This is a genomic window from Pseudomonas sp. (genome assembly GCF_030690725.1).
In the GTDB taxonomy this organism is placed as follows: Bacteria; Pseudomonadota; Gammaproteobacteria; order Pseudomonadales; family Pseudomonadaceae; genus Aquipseudomonas.
Genome location: NZ_JAUYGD010000039.1, coordinates 1 through 15,453 on the forward strand (window position 1 = coordinate 1; position 15,453 = coordinate 15,453).

Sequence of the window (15,453 nt, forward strand, 5' to 3'; positions counted from 1 at the left end):
AATGGCCACCGGAGTGGGGTCCGGGTGGCGAAAACGTAAGAAATACTCGTCGAATTGATTGTTTTTTGATCATTTGGCGAGTTTAAAAGTTGCGCTAGGTGGTATGCCGGGGAAATACATGGCTACTTCAGACCATCCTTAAAGGTTTCAGGGCCTTTTGTTTGTGGGTAATGAAGCAACCCTTTGCTTGCGCTTATCCAATCGCCGCCTGCAGATTGGCCCTGGCCTGCAGCTCGTATCGATCCCGAAAATGGCTTGTGCTGTAGAGGTGGTCGCGTGTGAGGAAGTGCTTGAGCACTGCCTTGCGTTTGATGCGGTAGAGCAGGCCAGGCACCCAGCTGTATTCCGCGCGTACCTGGCGGTCGTATTCGTTAAAGCGCTCAGGGGCGGCGCCGAGTATGGCCAGGTCAATGTCGACGAGCAGTTGCTGATCGGCGTCGCTGGGTGTGGCGTTGTGGCGGGTGGCCATTATCAGGCTGTGAACCCGCGTCTGCACCTGCGTTGTGGCTCCGCTTGCCGCCAATGCCTGCACGGCCCAGTCGGCGCTGCGCAGTTCGTTGTCTGATCCGCGCAGTGCGTAGATTGCATCGTGAAACCACAGGGCGATTTCCACTTCACCCGGTTCGGCCGCAAGGGCGAGCGCCGCGTCGAAATGCTCGAGGCATTCAGCGAGATGTTGTTGCGTGTGGTAGTGGCGATGCGGCTCGTTATACGCGGCCAGCAGGCGCTCGAACAAACCGACTTGTGCCGGCAGGTTCAGGTTGTGCCATGCGCGTTGCCAGGAGTGAGTGAGGCGGCCGTGTGGTGGGTTTATGAGTGGCTTCATGATGTGTCTCAGCAAAAAGTGCTTCCGTGCAGCGCATGCCGACCGATATCAACTTTAGTGGGGCAGGGGCTGGATCTTTTTCACAGCCTCAAGCCAGTCCGGATTGAGTCGCGGCTGGTCGGTCTGCATACCCAGTTCTTCCATGCGCTCCTTGTGTTTATTGATTTCCGCCACCGCTTCACTGAGGGCGCTGGTGTTGCCGTCCAGTTGGTGCATTTGGGTCAGGCCCAGGTGGTAGAAGCGCAGCAGTTGCATGGCGGCTGGGTCGCGGGCGGCGACACCGGCTTTGACGTGGTGCATCAGGTTGGTCACGCGCATCAGGCTGCGTTTCAGGCGCCAGCCGTATACGGCGGCGGCCATAAAGGGCTGTGGCCACAGCACCACGCGCACCAGGACTGCGGTCAGCGCTAGTGCGGCGATAACCCCGCCGAGGTTCCAGCGGAAGTTGTCGCCACCCGGTGTGCCAAACAGCAGCACCGCGCTGCTCGACAGCAGCATGGCCAGGGCGACGAAGATTGCGGCGATGGTCAGGGTGCTGCGGCGGGTTTGCTGGCGGTAGGTTTCAGGAGTGCGCTGCTGGATTTCGAACATCGGGGCCACGGTAATTCTCACTTGTGCGGGTGGTAGCGGCGTTGCTTAAGGGCATGCGGGTTTGCTGAGGCATGCGCTAGCAGACCGTTGAAAAACTACCTGCGTTGGCAATACTGCGTTAAAAACAGGCTCGGAATGCTCATTTACACCAGTAAACTCCGCTTCCTCGCCTGTTTTTGCCTTGTCTTGCCTGCCTCGCCTACGTTTTTCAACGGCCTGCCAAACGCTGCAAATTATGCGCGATTGCCCGGCAACAGGTATCTTCGCCCATCCGTTGACTGCATCGCTTAAGGATTTACCGGGTTTATGAGGCGTACTGTGTTTCAGGCTGTGATTTTCTGCGCGCTAGCGCTGTGTGCGGGCGCCGCGTTGGCCAAGGTCGAGGTGCAGGCCGGGCAGCATAAGAGCCTTGGGCGGATTCTCGTCGCCAAGGTCTCCGAGGATATTGCGCCGGGCGATTACGAGGCGCTGCTCAAGGGCATCAAGGCTAACCCGGGCAAGTACGCGAAGAAGATCGTCATGCTCGACAGCATCGGCGGCAGCGTATCCGAGGCCATTCGTATGGGGCGCTTGTTGCGTGAGACCGGCTTCGATGCCCTGGTGCCGTCCACCGGGGTATGCCAGGGCAGTTGCGTGTACCTGCTGGCGGCGGGGCACGCTAAAACCGTGCGCGGCTATGTGGGTATTCACCGGCCATATTATGCGGGCAGTGATTCGGTGCATTCGGCGTCCGCCTATGGGCCGAGCCGGGCGACTCAGGCGGCTTACTTCAAGGAAATGCAGATCCCACCGGAGCTGCTGGAGGCAATCAACAGCACCGAGCCACGGCGCATGCGTGTGCTGACGCCGGCTGAGTTGGCGCGCTACCGCTTGAAGTGAGGCGGCGCGCTGTCAGCTGGTGCGGTGTCTTTCGAAGAAGCTGATGACCTGCTTGCTGGCGTCCTCGCGGGGCATGTCGTAGCGCTGCTGCACCAGGTTGGTCAGTTTTTGTTCATCGCCTTCGGATTTGATCAGTTCATCCAGGGTCAGCTCGTCCCAGACGATCAGGGCCAGGCCGGCCAGTTTGCGCCAGTTTTTCTGGATGATTTCGGCAAGGGGTCTGCTCATGTTCGGTGCTCCCGAGGTGGCCGGTCTGGGCCGGTTGCGCGGTCAGAGCGGCGTTGTACTCAGGGCAGTCTGTCAAAACGGGCCTGGCCAGTCGGTGCGCTACAGCGCTTATGCGTGCTTGCGTACCGACGCCATGGCACGGCGCCGCTAGCCTGCTTGCCGCGCCGTAGCTGATGTGGCGTGGCAATTGCTCTGTTTAGAGCCACATGGGCCTGTTCTGGACGCCTTTCGCCCCTCAAGGATATGCCGCAATGTCGATGATCGAACCTGTGCTGCTGACTGCCGCACGCGTCTGTACCTTTGCCGGTGGGCAGCTGTTGACCAACGCCAGCGGTTTTTACTTCGCCCGCGATGAACGCCTGTTTCTGGTGACCAGTCGGCACGTGATGATCGATGAGCCGAGCCAGCATTTTCCTGATCGCATCGAGATCGAAGTGCACACCGATCTGCACAATGTGGCGCAGACCACCGGCTTCTCCATGCCGCTCTATCGCGATGGCCAGAGCCTTTGGCGGCAGGGCTGCGATGGCGCCGGTGAGGTGGATGTGGCGGTGCTGGAGATCGAGCGTGCGGCGCTGCCTGAGGGCATGGTCTATCACGCTTTTACCCCGGAGCACCTGCTGCAGCCACAAACCCCGGTCGAGGTCGGCACCTCGTTGCTGGTGGTGGGTTTCCCCCTGGGTTTTCACGACACCCTGCACCATATCGCGGTGGTGCGGCATGCCGTGGTGGCGTCGTCATTCGGCCTGCGTTTTCAGGGCCAGGGCTACTTTCTTACCGATGCCCGCACCCATCGTGGCACCAGTGGCGCGCCAGTGGTTATGCGCATAGCGGACAGTGAGACGGATGAGTTGCCATGGGTGTTGCTGGGCGTGCATTCGGCGCGGCTCGATCTGGGTAGTCGGGATGTCGAAGTGGACGAGGCCCTGGGGCTCAACTGCACCTGGTATGCCGATATTCTGCTGACCCTGACTCAATAAGGCCCTGGGCTCAACGTTGCGTTTGCGGCTCGAGGGCCGGGGCCATGTTGATGTCCTTGACCAGGCCGGACGTGGCCCTGATCAACTCGCGGGCCATGCGGGTTTCCTGCTCGTTGTGGGTCTGTGCCACCAGCACCACATCACCGTGGGTAATCGCCTTGCTCACCAGCGTGGCGAAGCGTCCGTGATGCTGGCCAGCGGCCGATGAGGCGCCGATCACACTGCCGAGAAAGCCGCCGATAAAGCCGCCCATGCCCATCAGGGAGAAGGGCGCAAGCATGGGGCTGGCGTGGAACAGGCTGACTTCACTGACGATCAGCGCCACCGCGAGCAAGGCGCCAATGCCGATGCCCATGCCGGTACCAATGGCGATATCCACCAGCATGTCCTTCAGCACCTTGTTGCTTTTCGCCTGCGGTGCAGGAGCGGGCGGGGCATCGGCGTTGCTGGCGACTATTTGCAGTTGCTCGTTGTGCATGCCGCGCTGCAGCAGCTGGGCCAGCGCCTGTTCGGCGGTGCTGCGTTGGCTAAAGAAGCCCGAAACGTGGTGGCGATAGAGGTCCATCGTGCTGCTCCTGATTGTGAGCTGTCGTTGATAACTGAACTTGCAGCCTAAGTAGCGCGGTTGGGCGTGTCTGTGCGTCCGCGCACGCATAGCAAGTGGCTGTTTCGCCGCTTATGCGCGCCAGCGTACCGACAGGCCTGGGCCGCGCTGCGAAGCTTCTCTCTGCGAGCTGCATGCATGGCGTAAGAGCAGCGGTTAACTCTGCAGCTCAGCCTGCATGACCTGTTCGGCCTGACTGATCGACCTGCTACCTGGGTTGCTTATGGCCTGCCTGCGCATGTATCGCCTGAAACGGCTTTTGGAGATGCGTGATGAAAATTCACTACCGCCCGCTCTTGCTGGCATTTGCCATTGCTTATGCCGGGCTGGCCGTGGGCAGCCTGCTGATTGCCATGAACCTGGCGCAGAGCGCCGCGCCTTAGATCATGGCCCCCGAGAATGCTGTCTGCCGCGCTGATAGAGCGCTGTGGCTTAGCTCACCTGGGCGCGTACGCGGCGAACGCTGCGGCGTGCTTATCCGTAATTGTTTTTGAGGACATTCCTATGAACAGGACTTCATCCATCGTTGATGGCATGGCTGCGTTGCGTTTTGCCGGCCTCTGCGCCGGGCTGCTGATGCTCAGCGCCTGTGCTTCACCACCGCTGCCACCTAGCCAGGCGCTGCAAGCTGCCGAGTCGGCAATCAGCAATGCCGAACAGGCGCGCGTGGCGGATTACGCCTCGCCGGAGCTGGGCACTGCGCGGGAGAAACTCACCGCCGCCAATGCTGCGGTAGTGCGTGAGGAGATGCTGCTGGCCGAGCGTCTGGCCGATCAGTCGCGGGTTGAGGCCGAGCTGGCCCTGGCCAAGTCGCAGGCGACCAAGGCCAAGGTGGTCAATGACGAAATGCAGAAAAGCACCAACAGCCTGAAACAGGAAATGCAACGCAACACGGGAGCTCAACAATGAACCTTGCTCATAACGCCAAGCACCTGCTGCTGGTCAGCGCAATCAGCCTGGCCTTGGCCGGTTGCGCTGCGCAACCGAGCATGCCGCAAGGCGCCGCCGATGTGCGCGGCAAGCTCACCCGCTTGCAAGCCGATCCACAGCTCAACACCCGCGCGCCAGTAGCACTCAAGGCCGCCGAAGATGCGGTAATCGTTGCCGAGCAACCGCGCAAGGATCAGGCCGAGGAGCAGGCCCTGGGCCAGCATCTGGTAGTGATGGCCGACCGCAAGGTGGAAATCGCCACGGCCCTGGCGCAAACGCGCTTCTATGAAGACCAGCGCAAGATTCTCAGCGAACAGCGCGAAGGCGCACGGCTGGATTCGCGCACCCGCGAGGCCGATCAGGCGCAGCGGCAGAACAGCAAGCTGCAGCAACAGATTGACGAACTCAATGCCAAGCAAACCGAGCGTGGCCTGGTTATGACTCTGGGCGATCTGCTGTTCGCTACGGGGCGTGCCGAGTTGCGTGCAGGCACGGCGAATAACCTGGGCAAACTGGCGGCTTTCCTCAATCAGAACCCTGAGCGTCAGGTGCTGATTGAAGGGCATACCGACAGCGTCGGCAGCGAAGAAATGAACCTGAGCCTGTCGCAGCGCCGCGCCGATTCGGTGATGCATTACCTGACCAGCCAGGGTGTTTCCCCAACCCGTCTGGGCGCATCAGGCAAAGGCGAGAGCATGCCGGTTGCTGGTAATGAATCGGCTTCAGGTCGGCAGATGAATCGGCGGGTGGAAATCATCATCAGCCAGGACATGGCCTCGCAACGCTGATGCTCGCTAGCTGATCTGCTGCTTTTACTGCTCTTGTAAAAAGCAGCCAACGCAGGTCGGAACCCTTCCGATCTGCGCAGCCGCCCGCTATGTGGTGGCGCTTTAGGCGTTTAGGCGAACTGCACCGGGCAGCGCTCTGCGCCTTCCAGTTTGCGAATTTCATCGACCACCTGCGGCCGTGCGTGGTGCAGCACCAGATGGCGCTGCTGGCTGTGCAGGCGGCGCGCTTCCTGGTGCAGCATGGTGATACCGGCGTAGTCGATAAAGTTGATATGCCGCGCATCGATCATCACCCAGGGCGCGCAACTGCGTTGCAGGCGTTGCTGCAGGTAGTGGCAGGCGCCGAAGAAGATCGACCCCTCGATACACAACCATTCCTGCTCGCCGTCCTGCCACTGGCGTACGCGCGGCTGCGAAGTGCGCTTGAGGTAGACGATCAGTGAAGCCAGCACGCCAGCATAGATGGCGCTTTGCAGCTCCAGCACCAGGGTCGCCAGCACGGTCAGCAGCATCACCAGAAATTCGCTACGGCTCACGCGCTTCAAGGCCTTGACGGCGCTGATATCGAACAGCCCCCAGCAGATCAGCAGAATGCTCGCCGCCATGGCCGGGATCGGCACATAGGCGAACAGGCGGCTGCCATACAGGGCAAACAACGCCACCAGCAGAGCGGCAAACACCCCGGCCATGGGCGAGCAGGCACCGGCTTGCTGGTTGAGCGCCGAGCGGGTGAAGGAACCGGCTGACAGCGAGCCACTGAACCAGGGCCCGATGATATTCGACAGGCCCTGGGCGCGGACTTCCTGATTGGCATCGAACAGTTGCTGAGATTTATCCGCCAGGGCGCGGGCAATCGACAGGCTGGTGACCAGGCCGAGCAAACCGCAGGCCACGGCGGCAGGCAGCAATTGCAGGATATGGCTGAGGTTGAACTCCAGCAGGGCGAAGGGCGGCAGGCTGCCTTCGAAACGGCTGACTAATGCGATTGCACCCAGCTGTTCAGGCCAGGCCATAACCAGCAGGCTGGCAGCAACAATGCCGATCAGTAAGGCCGGCGCCCGCGGCCACAAACGCCTGCTTATCAGGCTGATGCTCAAGGTGAACAATGCGACGGCCAGGGTGCGCCAGTCACTCTCGGCCAGGTGCTCGCCGAGGCTGAGCAGGCTCATCAGCGCCGTGGCCTGGCTGGTAACCGTCAGGCCGAGCAGGTTGGGCAGCTGGCCGATGCCGATCACCAATGCCGCGCCCAGGGTGAAGCCGAGCACCACCGAATGCGACACGAAATTCACCAGCGCGCCGAAGCGCAGCAACCCGAGCAGCCATTGGCACACACCGGCTAGCAGGGTCAGCAGCAGAATCAGGGCAATAAAGTGGTCGCTGCCAGGTGTCGCCATCGGGCTGACACTGCTGAACAGCACGATGGAGATCGCGGCGGTGGGGCCGCAGATCAGAAAACTGGAGGAGCCCCACAGGCAGGCGATCAGCACCGGCACGATGGCCGCGTACAAGCCGTATTGCGGCGGTAGCCCGGCGATCAGGGCATAGGCGATGGACTGCGGCAGCGCGAGGATGGCGCCGTTGAGCCCCACCAGCAGGTCTTTACCGAGGCTGCGTTTGCTGCAATGCGGCAGCCAGCGCAGAAAGGGCAGTAGGGACTGAAGGCGGAGCAGTGGCATGCGTGGGCTTCTTGTGCAAACGATGGACAAAGCCGCTGCAGGGCAGCGGCCCGTCTACTTTAGGGAATCAAGCCAGCCGGTTCAAAGCTTGCCGTTAACTGCCGCCAGACCATCACCGCCGCTGCGGCTGGTAACGCCCTCAAGCCAGCTGGCAACCACCGCCGGATTAGCCTTGAGCCAGGCCTTGATTGCCTCATCGTTGCTGGCCTGTTTGCTCAGCACCTGATCCATGATGGCGTTCTCCATCTCCTGGGTGAATTTCAGGTTGCTCAGCAGCTTGCCGACATTCGGGCACTGCGCGGCGTAGCCTTTGCGGGCCAGGGTGTTAACACTGCCGCTGGCGCCGAAGTACTTCTCGCCGCCCTTGAGGTAGCGCATGTCGTACTGCACGTTCATCGGGTGCGGGGTCCAGCCCAGGAACACCACAAACTGCTCGCGTTTCACCGCGCGGCCGACCTGCACCAACATGGCCTGCTCGCTGGATTCGACCAGGCTCCAGTCCTTGAGGTCGAATTCGTTGGCAGCAATCATCTTCTGGATGGATTCGTTGGCCGGTGCGCCGGAGCCGATGCCGTAGATCTTGCGGCTGAACTTGTCGGCATGCTGGTTGAGGTCGGCAAAGGTTTTCACCCCAGCCTCGTAGGCGTAGGTGGGCACCGCCAGGGTGTACTCGGTGCCGCTGAGGTTTTCCACCACCTGCTCGACTTCGCCGGTGCTGACGAACTTGTCGTAGTTGCTCTGCTGCGCCGGCATCCAGTTGCCGAGGAATACATCCACCTGACCTTTCTGCAGCCCGGCAAAAATGATCGGCACGGCCAGGGTCTGCGGCTGCGCCTTGTAGCCCAGGCCGTCGAGCAGAAAACTGGCGATGCCGTTGGTTACGGCAATATCACTCCAGCCCGGATCGCCCAGTTTCACCGTGGCGCAACTGGCGTCTTCGGCGAAGCTGTAGCTGCTGGCGGCCAGTAACAGGCCGCCGATAAGTGCTGTGCTGAATCTGTGCATGGCAATGTCCTCTTTAGTTATTAGTTTTTCAACGCGGCAGTGGCTTGCAATCAAGGTTGCGGGAAACGGGCGCGACGTTCGAGGTCGTCGAGATCAATGTGGTTGCGCATGTACTGCTGGCTGGCATCGACCATGGGTTGATGGTCCCAACTGGTCAGGCGGCCGTGGGTCAGGGCGCTGGCAACAAAACGCCGGCGACGCTGACTGGCCAGGGTGGCCTGATGAATCGCCTGCATGTCCCAGCGCGCCTGGGCCTGGTTGATAAAGTCAGCCAGCCGGCTTTGGTGCTCGGCGGACTCTGCCAGGTTTTCGCGCTCTTGCGGGTCGTGGCGCAGGTTGAACAGCAGCAGGGGGTCGTGTTCCGAATAGATAAATTTCCACTCGCCCTGGCGAATCATCATCAGCGGGCTGATGCTGCCTTCGGCCATATATTCGCCAATCACTTCATCGTGGCCCTGGCGACCTTCGAGGTGCGCCAGCAATGAGCGGCCATCCAGCGGCAGGTCGTTTTGCAGCGTGCCGCCGGCCAGTTCCACCAGGGTCGGCAGCAGGTCCATGGTGGAGACGTTCTGGCTTACCCGGCGCGCAGCAAACTGCTTGGGTGCATGCACCAGCAACGGCACTCGGGCGGCCATTTCAAACCAATGCATTTTGTACCAGAGGCCACGCTCACCCAGCATGTCGCCGTGGTCGCCGGAGAACACGATGATGGTGTTGTCGCTCAGGTTGCAGTCCTTGAGGGTTTTCAGCAGCTTGCCGATATTGCTGTCGATGTAGCTGCAGGCGCCGAAGTAGGCGCGGCGGGCGTCCTTGATCTTCTGCTCGGGCAGCGGCTTGTCCCACAGGTCGATGACTTTCATCAGGCGCTGCGAGTGCGGGTCCTGCTCGGCCTGATCGATGTGCTGGCGCGGCAGCGGGATGTCCTCGTCGCGGTAGAGGTCCCAGAACTCGGCCGGGATGGTGTAGGGGTCATGTGGGTGAGTCATGGAAACGGTCAGGCAGAAGGGCTGATCACCGTCGCGGCGCACGTGGTCATACAGATACTGCTGTGCCTTGAACACCACCTCTTCATCGAAATCCAGCTGGTTGGTGCGCACGCACGGCCCGGCCTGCAGCACCGAGGACATGTTGTGGTACCAGCTGGCGCGCACGTCCGGCTCATCCCAGTTCACCGCCCAGCCGTAATCGGCGGGGTAGATGTCGCTGGTCAGGCGCTCTTCATAGCCATGCAACTGGTCCGGGCCGCAGAAATGCATCTTGCCCGACAGCGCGGTGCGGTAGCCCAGGCGGCGCAGGTAATGGGCGTAGGTCGGTACATCGGCGGGAAAGTCGGCGGCGTTGTCGTAGGCACCGATCTTCGAGGGCAACTGGCCGCTGACCAGGGTAAAGCGCGAGGGCGCGCAAAGTGGACTGTTGCAATAGGCGGCATCGAACACCACGGCATCTTTAGCCAGGCGCATCAGGTTGGGCATCTGGATCGGTGAGGCGGCATCGTGCAGCGGCAGAATCGGCGCGGCCATCTGATCGGCCATGATAAAGAGGATGTTAGGGCGTTTCATGGCAGCCGGTATTCCATATAAAAGATTTATGCGACAGTGCTGGCTTGATCATCCGGCTAAGTAAAAGCTGGGTAAACCTGCCGTCAGTAGATGCATTGGATAACCTGGGCTTATGTTTGAACGCATCGATGGCGTGTCGCTGGATGTGCTGCGGGTATTCGAGTCCGCCGCCCGTCAGCTGAGCTTTACCGCCGCAGCCAGTGAGCTGGGCACCAGCCAGCCGGCGATCAGCCAGCAGATCAAACGCCTGGAGCAGCAATTGGCCACGCGCCTGTTTGATCGGGTTTACCGCGGTATCGTCCTCACCGATGCCGGCGAGCTATTGCTGCGCTATGTGCAGGATGGTCTGCAGAGCCTGGATGCCGGTCTGTTGGCGGTCACCGCGCAACAGCAGCATGAGGTGCTGCAGGTGGCCACCGACTTTGCCTTTGCCGCCTACTGGTTGATGCCGCGCTTGCAGCGCTTCCATCAGCTGCACCCGGAGGTGGATGTCAGCCTGATCACCAGCGAGCGCGATCAGGGTGCGTTGCCGGCGGAAATCGATGTGGCGATCAACTTCGGCGACGGGCGCTTCAAGCATGCCGAGGCGCAGCTGATGTTTCGCGAAGAGGTGTTCCCGGTGTGCAGCCCGCAGCTGCTCAAGGGTCGTGAGTTACCGCTACCGGCTACTGCGCTGGCCAGCCTGCCGCTGCTGCACCTGCGCCCGGAAAATCGTTCGCGCTGGTTCGACTGGGCCGGGCTGTTTCGCGCGTTTGGCCTGCAGCAAACGCCGAGTCCAGGCAGCCTACGCTTCGATAACTACACCCTGCTGATTCAGGCGGCGATTGCCGGGCAGGGCGTGGCCATCGGCTGGCGGCATCTGGTTGATGAACTGCTGACGCAGAACCTGCTGTGCCGCGTGGGCGATGAAGTCGCGCATTCGGATATGGGCTACTACCTGGTGCTGCCTGAGCGCAAACGTCGCCAGCGTTTGACCCAGGTATTTGTCGATTGGCTGCAGGCCGAACTGGCCAAGGGGCCTGGGGTTTAACCGATGCTTGGCCTCAGGCGATACAGGGACGCAAAGCCCTGTTCCCAACGCTGATGCCCGGACGCTGCTCGGCAGGCTGCGCGGCTATGTGAGTGTGGGCGGTAGCCCGCCCACTTCACTGTTGCTCACAGCTTGGCGATCGACACCTCAGTGGATTTGACGAAGGCAATCACTTCGCTGCCCACGCCCAGTTCCAGCTCTTTTACCGAGCGGGTGGTGATCACCGAGGTGACGATGCCGGAGGCGGTCTGTACGTCGATTTCCGAGAGTACGTCGCCCAGGACGATTTCCTTGATGGTGCCTTTGAACTGGTTGCGTACGTTGATGGCTTTAATGGTCATGGTGATGCTCCTTGGTTTTAAGAGTGGTCATGCGGGTTAAAGCGCCCAGCGCAACTGCGTGGGCAAGGGTGAAATGGGTTCGGGTTGCGGTGGCAGTTCCGGTAGCGATAGCACGCGGTTAAGCACCTGTTCCTCAACAGCCGCCAGGCGCGCCGAGGCGCGTTGACGCGGGCGGGGCAGGTCGACGTTGATATCCAGGCCGACCTGGCCGTTCTCGATCAGGATCACTCGGTCGGCAATCGCCACCGCTTCGCTGACATCGTGAGTTACCAGCAGTACGGTGAAGCCATGCTGTTGCCACAGGCGTTCGATCAGTTGCTGCATTTCGATGCGGGTCAGGGCATCCAGTGCGCCGAGCGGCTCGTCGAGCAGTAGCAGGCGCGGTTGGTGGATCAGCGCACGGGCCAGGGCTACGCGCTGCTTCTGTCCGCCAGATAAAGCGGCAGGCCATTCATTGGCGCGATCCGCCAGGCCGACGGCTTCCAGCGCCTGTTGCGCTTGCGGTCGCCAGTTGCCGGACAGGCCCAGGCCGACGTTGTCGATCACTCGCTTCCAGGGCAGCAGACGCGAGTCCTGGAACATCAGGCGAATGTCTTCGCGTGAGGCGGCCAGCGAGCCATTACCGGCCTGCAGTTCGCCCTGGGTGGGCACATCCAGACCCGCCAACAGGCGCAGCAGGGTGCTCTTGCCGCAGCCGCTGCGACCGACGACGGCGACAAACTGCCCGGCGGGAATATTCAGCTGAACATTCTTCAGCACTTCGCGTTCGCCGAAGGCCTTGTGAATGCCGTTGATCGCCAGCGGCAGGCCACGTTTTAAGGTGTGCAGCGCAGTCATTGTCCCTCTCCCTTGGTCTGGTAGGCCGGGTGCCAGCGCAGCCAGATGCGCTCAAGCGTGCGCGCCGCCACATCCGCCAGCTTGCCGAGCACGGCGTAGAGCAGAATGGCCAGTACCACCACGTCGGTTTGCAGGAATTCGCGGGCATTCATTGCCAGGTAGCCGATGCCGGAGCTGGCGGAGATGGTTTCCGCGACGATCAGCGTCAGCCACATAAAGCCCAGGGCGAAACGCACGCCGACCAGGATCGAGGGCAGGGCACCGGGCAGGATTACCTGACGGAACAGGCTGAAACCGGACAGGCCATAGCTGCGCGCCATTTCCACCAGCGCCGGGTCGACGTTACGGATGCCGTGGTAGGTGTTCAGGTAGATCGGGAACAGCGTGCCGAGGGCGACCAGAAAGATCTTTGCGCTCTCGTCGATGCCGAACCAGAGGATCACCAGCGGAATCAGCGCCAGGTGCGGCACGTTGCGGATCATTTGCACCGAACTGTCGAGAAAGCGCTCGCCCCATTTCGACAGGCCGGTGATGAAGCCCAGCAGCAAGCCGAGGCCGCCACCGATGGCAAAACCGATGCCGGCGCGCCAGCCGCTGATGGCCAGGTGGGTCCAGATTTCACCGCTACGCAGCAGCTCCCAACCGGCGCTGATCACTGCGCTCGGTGCCGGCAGAATGCGCGTAGACAGCAGGCCGCTGACCACCGCCAGTTGCCAGGCTGTCAGCAACGCCACCGGCAAGGCCCAGGGGGCCAGGCGCAGGGCCAGGTTGTGTAAGGCTGTATTGCTCATTGCAAACCCCATCAGGTCTTTGTAGGAGCGGGAGGCACGCCTAGTCCCATTCCCGCGATGTTTCTAAGGTTCGCGGGCATGGCCCGCTCCTACGGCATTGCATCAACTGGCCGAGGCCGCCTTGGGCAGAATGTCGCTGGAGATCATTTCCCCAAACGGGCTGACATAGCTGGCCCCGCTGGGTACCTCTGGGCGATTGACGTCCAGGTGCGGGAACAGCAGCTCGGCAACCCGGTAAGACTCTTCCAGGTGCGGATAGCCGGAGAAGATGAACGTGTCGATGCCCAACTCGGCGTATTCCTTGACCCGTGCGGCCACGGTCGGGCCATCGCCAACCAGTGCCGTGCCGGCACCGCCGCGCACCAGGCCGACCCCGGCCCAGAGGTTGGGGGACACTTCCAGGTTGTCTTTGCTGCCGCCGTGCAGGGCGGCCATACGCTGCTGACCAACCGAGTCGAAGCGCGCCAGGGAGGCTTGAGCGCTGGCGATGGTGTCGTCGTCGACATGGCTGATCAGCTTGTCGGCGGCAGCCCAGGCCTCGGCATTGGTTTCGCGCACGATCACATGCAGGCGGATGCCGAAGCGCACTTCACGGCCTTGAGCGGCGGCCTTCTCGCGCACCTGGGCGATTTTCTCGGCTACTGCAGCCGGTGGCTCGCCCCAGGTCAGGTAGAGCTCGACCTGCTCGGCGGCCAGGTCCTGCGCGGCTTCTGACGAGCCGCCGAAATACAGCGGCGGACGCGGCTGTTGAATAGGTGGGTAGAGCAGTTTGGCGCCTTTGACTTGAATATGTTTGCCGTCGTAGTCGACCACTTCACCTTCCAGCACGCGGCGCCAGATGCGGGTGAATTCCACCGAGGCTTCGTAGCGTTCGGCGTGGGACAGGTTGAGGCCATCGCCGGCCAGCTCATCCGGGTCGCCACCGGTCACCAGGTTGAAAAGCGCGCGGCCATTGGACAGGCGATCAAGGGTTGCTGCCTGACGCGCGGCGACCGTTGGGGAAATGATCCCGGGGCGCAGGGCTACGAGGAATTTCAGGCGCTGGGTCACCGGGATCAGCGATGCGGCCACCAGCCAGGAGTCCTCGCAGGAACGCCCGGTAGGAATCAGTACGCCACCAAAACCGAGGCGGTCGGCTGCTTGGGCAATCTGCTGCAGGTAACCGTGATCGACGGCGCGTGCGCCCTCGGCGGTGCCCAGGTATTTGCCGTCGCCATGGGTGGGCAGGAACCAGAAAATATTCAAGCTCATGGAGTGGTCTCCTCTTACGAAATCGTGGGCGTAGCCCGGATGGCTCCGGGCTACGGTGATGCAGCTGTCGCGAATGGTTATTGGGCTGTTGCGACCTTGGCCGGGGACGCCTTAGTCGGGGCGTTCCAGATCACGTCCTTGATCACCAGGCGTTTGGGAATCAGTTTCAGGTCGGTAAAGGTGTCCGCGATCTTCTGCTGGGCCTGGATGACCTCTGGGCTGATCAACTGCGCGCCGTAGCTCTGGCGCTCGACTGCGACGCGGGTGATTTCTGCCGACAGACCCAGCAGTGGAGCGACCTGGGCGGTGGCTGCAGCGCTGTTGTTTTTGGTCCATTCGCCAATGCCGCGAATTTCGTCGATCAACACTTCAACCACTTCCGGGTTTTTCTCGGCGTAGGGCTTGGTTGCCAGGTAGAACTGGTGGTTGTTCACCAGGCCTTGGCCATCACGCAGGGTGCGTGCTTGCAGCTGGTTCTCGGCGGCGGCCTGGAAGGGGTCCCAGATGACCCAGGCGTCGACGCTGCCACGCTCGAAGGCGGCGCGGGCATCGGCGGGCGGTAGGTACACCGGTTGAATGTCGCTGTATTTCAGACCGGCGTCTTCCAGGGCGCGTACCAGCAGGTAGTGCACGTTGGAGCCTTTGTTCAGGGCGATTTTCTTGCCCTTAAGATCGGCGACCGATTTCAGCGGCGAGTCTTTCTGCACCAGAATGGCTTCGCTGGTCGGTGCCGGTGGCTCATAGGCGACATACAGCAGATCCGCGCCTGCGGCCTGGGCAAATACCGGTGGGGTTTCGCCGGTGGTGCCGAAGTCCACCGAGCCGACGTTCAGCCCTTCGAGCAGCTGCGGGCCGCCGGGGAACTCAGTCCATTTAACCTCGATGCCTTTGTCGGCCAGGCGTTTTTCCAGGGTGCCCTTGGCTTTGAGCAGTACCAGGGTGCCGTATTTCTGATAGCCGATTCGCAAGACGCTCTTATCCTGAGAAGTAGCTTGTGCTTGGGTGATGGCGCCGAAAGAAATGGCCGCGGCAAACAGGGCGACCAGACTCCGACGCAAAGTGCTAGTGCGCATAGCGCTCTCCTTTGCTGTTGGGGTTATTGGGTTGCGACCTGCTTGCCCGTTGGCGGGCGAGTAA

17 protein-coding genes are annotated in these 15,453 nt (G+C 61.7%); 5 read left to right on the forward strand and 12 right to left on the reverse strand.

The window, feature by feature from the left end:
* Positions 1-193: 193 nt before the first annotated feature.
* Together Q8O69_RS10230 and Q8O69_RS10235 are read right to left on the reverse strand one after the other, a co-directional pair.
* Positions 194-841, reverse strand: coding sequence for an N-methyl-D-aspartate receptor NMDAR2C subunit (locus Q8O69_RS10230; RefSeq protein ID WP_305591817.1), 648 nt, complete (start codon positions 839-841; stop codon positions 194-196).
* Positions 842-880: 39 nt separating this feature from the next.
* The gene (locus Q8O69_RS10235) at positions 881-1,417 is read right to left on the reverse strand and encodes a DUF3087 domain-containing protein (RefSeq protein ID WP_305591914.1); all 537 of its coding nucleotides are present in this window, start codon (positions 1,415-1,417) and stop codon (positions 881-883) included.
* 306 nt (positions 1,418-1,723) lie between these two features.
* Between Q8O69_RS10235 and Q8O69_RS10240 the strand changes: the two genes are divergently transcribed.
* Positions 1,724-2,296, forward strand: a complete 573-nt coding sequence (locus Q8O69_RS10240; protein ID WP_305591819.1) for a hypothetical protein — start codon at positions 1,724-1,726, stop codon at positions 2,294-2,296.
* A gap of 12 nt (positions 2,297-2,308) precedes the next feature.
* Here Q8O69_RS10240 and Q8O69_RS10245 read toward each other — a convergent pair whose 3' ends face one another.
* Positions 2,309-2,524: a general stress protein CsbD gene (locus tag Q8O69_RS10245; RefSeq protein WP_275963543.1), complete on the reverse strand. Its 216-nt coding sequence runs from the start codon at positions 2,522-2,524 to the stop codon at positions 2,309-2,311.
* 251 nt (positions 2,525-2,775) lie between these two features.
* Here Q8O69_RS10245 and Q8O69_RS10250 point away from each other — a divergent pair, with 251 nt between their 5' ends.
* The gene (locus tag Q8O69_RS10250; RefSeq protein WP_305591821.1) at positions 2,776-3,504 is read left to right on the forward strand and encodes a serine protease; all 729 of its coding nucleotides are present in this window, start codon (positions 2,776-2,778) and stop codon (positions 3,502-3,504) included.
* A 10-nt stretch (positions 3,505-3,514) separates the two neighbouring features.
* Here Q8O69_RS10250 and Q8O69_RS10255 read toward each other — a convergent pair whose 3' ends face one another.
* Entirely contained in the window at positions 3,515-4,069 is a 555-nt protein-coding gene (locus tag Q8O69_RS10255) for a hypothetical protein (protein ID WP_305591823.1), read from the reverse strand.
* Between the two features lie 543 nt (positions 4,070-4,612).
* Between Q8O69_RS10255 and Q8O69_RS10260 the strand changes: the two genes are divergently transcribed.
* Both Q8O69_RS10260 and Q8O69_RS10265 read left to right on the forward strand, forming a co-directional pair.
* Positions 4,613-5,017 (forward strand): DUF4398 domain-containing protein, encoded by a 405-nt coding sequence (locus Q8O69_RS10260; protein ID WP_275963546.1) that lies wholly within the window; start codon positions 4,613-4,615, stop codon positions 5,015-5,017.
* On the forward strand, positions 5,014-5,826 hold the full coding sequence (locus Q8O69_RS10265; RefSeq protein WP_305591825.1) for an OmpA family protein: 813 nt from the start codon (positions 5,014-5,016) through the stop codon (positions 5,824-5,826). Before Q8O69_RS10260 ends, Q8O69_RS10265 begins: the two co-directional genes overlap by 4 nt.
* Before the next feature lie 110 nt (positions 5,827-5,936).
* Here the strand turns inward: Q8O69_RS10265 and Q8O69_RS10270 are convergent, their stop codons facing one another.
* From Q8O69_RS10270 to betC, 3 genes are all read right to left on the reverse strand, one after another.
* On the reverse strand, positions 5,937-7,502 hold the full coding sequence (locus Q8O69_RS10270; RefSeq protein WP_305591827.1) for a SulP family inorganic anion transporter: 1,566 nt from the start codon (positions 7,500-7,502) through the stop codon (positions 5,937-5,939).
* 81 nt (positions 7,503-7,583) lie between these two features.
* On the reverse strand, positions 7,584-8,507 hold the full coding sequence (choX, locus tag Q8O69_RS10275) for a choline ABC transporter substrate-binding protein (RefSeq protein ID WP_305591829.1): 924 nt from the start codon (positions 8,505-8,507) through the stop codon (positions 7,584-7,586).
* 50 nt (positions 8,508-8,557) lie between these two features.
* Positions 8,558-10,066 carry a choline-sulfatase gene (gene betC, locus Q8O69_RS10280; protein WP_305591831.1) on the reverse strand — a complete coding sequence of 503 codons (1,509 nt, stop codon included), beginning with the start codon at positions 10,064-10,066 and terminating at the stop codon, positions 8,558-8,560.
* 112 nt (positions 10,067-10,178) lie between these two features.
* Between betC and Q8O69_RS10285 the strand changes: the two genes are divergently transcribed.
* Complete coding sequence (locus tag Q8O69_RS10285) at positions 10,179-11,096, forward strand: LysR family transcriptional regulator (RefSeq protein WP_305591833.1); 918 nt, start codon at positions 10,179-10,181, stop codon at positions 11,094-11,096.
* A 125-nt stretch (positions 11,097-11,221) separates the two neighbouring features.
* Here the strand turns inward: Q8O69_RS10285 and Q8O69_RS10290 are convergent, their stop codons facing one another.
* The 5 genes from Q8O69_RS10290 to Q8O69_RS10310 form a co-directional block, all read right to left on the reverse strand.
* A complete protein-coding gene (locus tag Q8O69_RS10290; RefSeq protein WP_056842174.1) occupies positions 11,222-11,437 on the reverse strand; it encodes a molybdopterin-binding protein in 216 nt (71 codons plus the stop codon).
* A 36-nt stretch (positions 11,438-11,473) separates the two neighbouring features.
* Positions 11,474-12,274 carry an aliphatic sulfonates ABC transporter ATP-binding protein gene (gene ssuB, locus Q8O69_RS10295; protein WP_305591836.1) on the reverse strand — a complete coding sequence of 267 codons (801 nt, stop codon included), beginning with the start codon at positions 12,272-12,274 and terminating at the stop codon, positions 11,474-11,476.
* Complete coding sequence (ssuC, locus tag Q8O69_RS10300; protein ID WP_305591838.1) at positions 12,271-13,065, reverse strand: aliphatic sulfonate ABC transporter permease SsuC; 795 nt, start codon at positions 13,063-13,065, stop codon at positions 12,271-12,273. Before ssuC ends, ssuB begins: the two co-directional genes overlap by 4 nt.
* A 102-nt stretch (positions 13,066-13,167) precedes the next feature.
* A complete protein-coding gene (gene ssuD / locus Q8O69_RS10305; RefSeq protein WP_305591840.1) occupies positions 13,168-14,316 on the reverse strand; it encodes an FMNH2-dependent alkanesulfonate monooxygenase in 1,149 nt (382 codons plus the stop codon).
* A 77-nt stretch (positions 14,317-14,393) separates the two neighbouring features.
* A complete protein-coding gene (locus Q8O69_RS10310) occupies positions 14,394-15,389 on the reverse strand; it encodes a sulfonate ABC transporter substrate-binding protein (protein WP_305591842.1) in 996 nt (331 codons plus the stop codon).
* Positions 15,390-15,453: the final 64 nt, after the last annotated feature.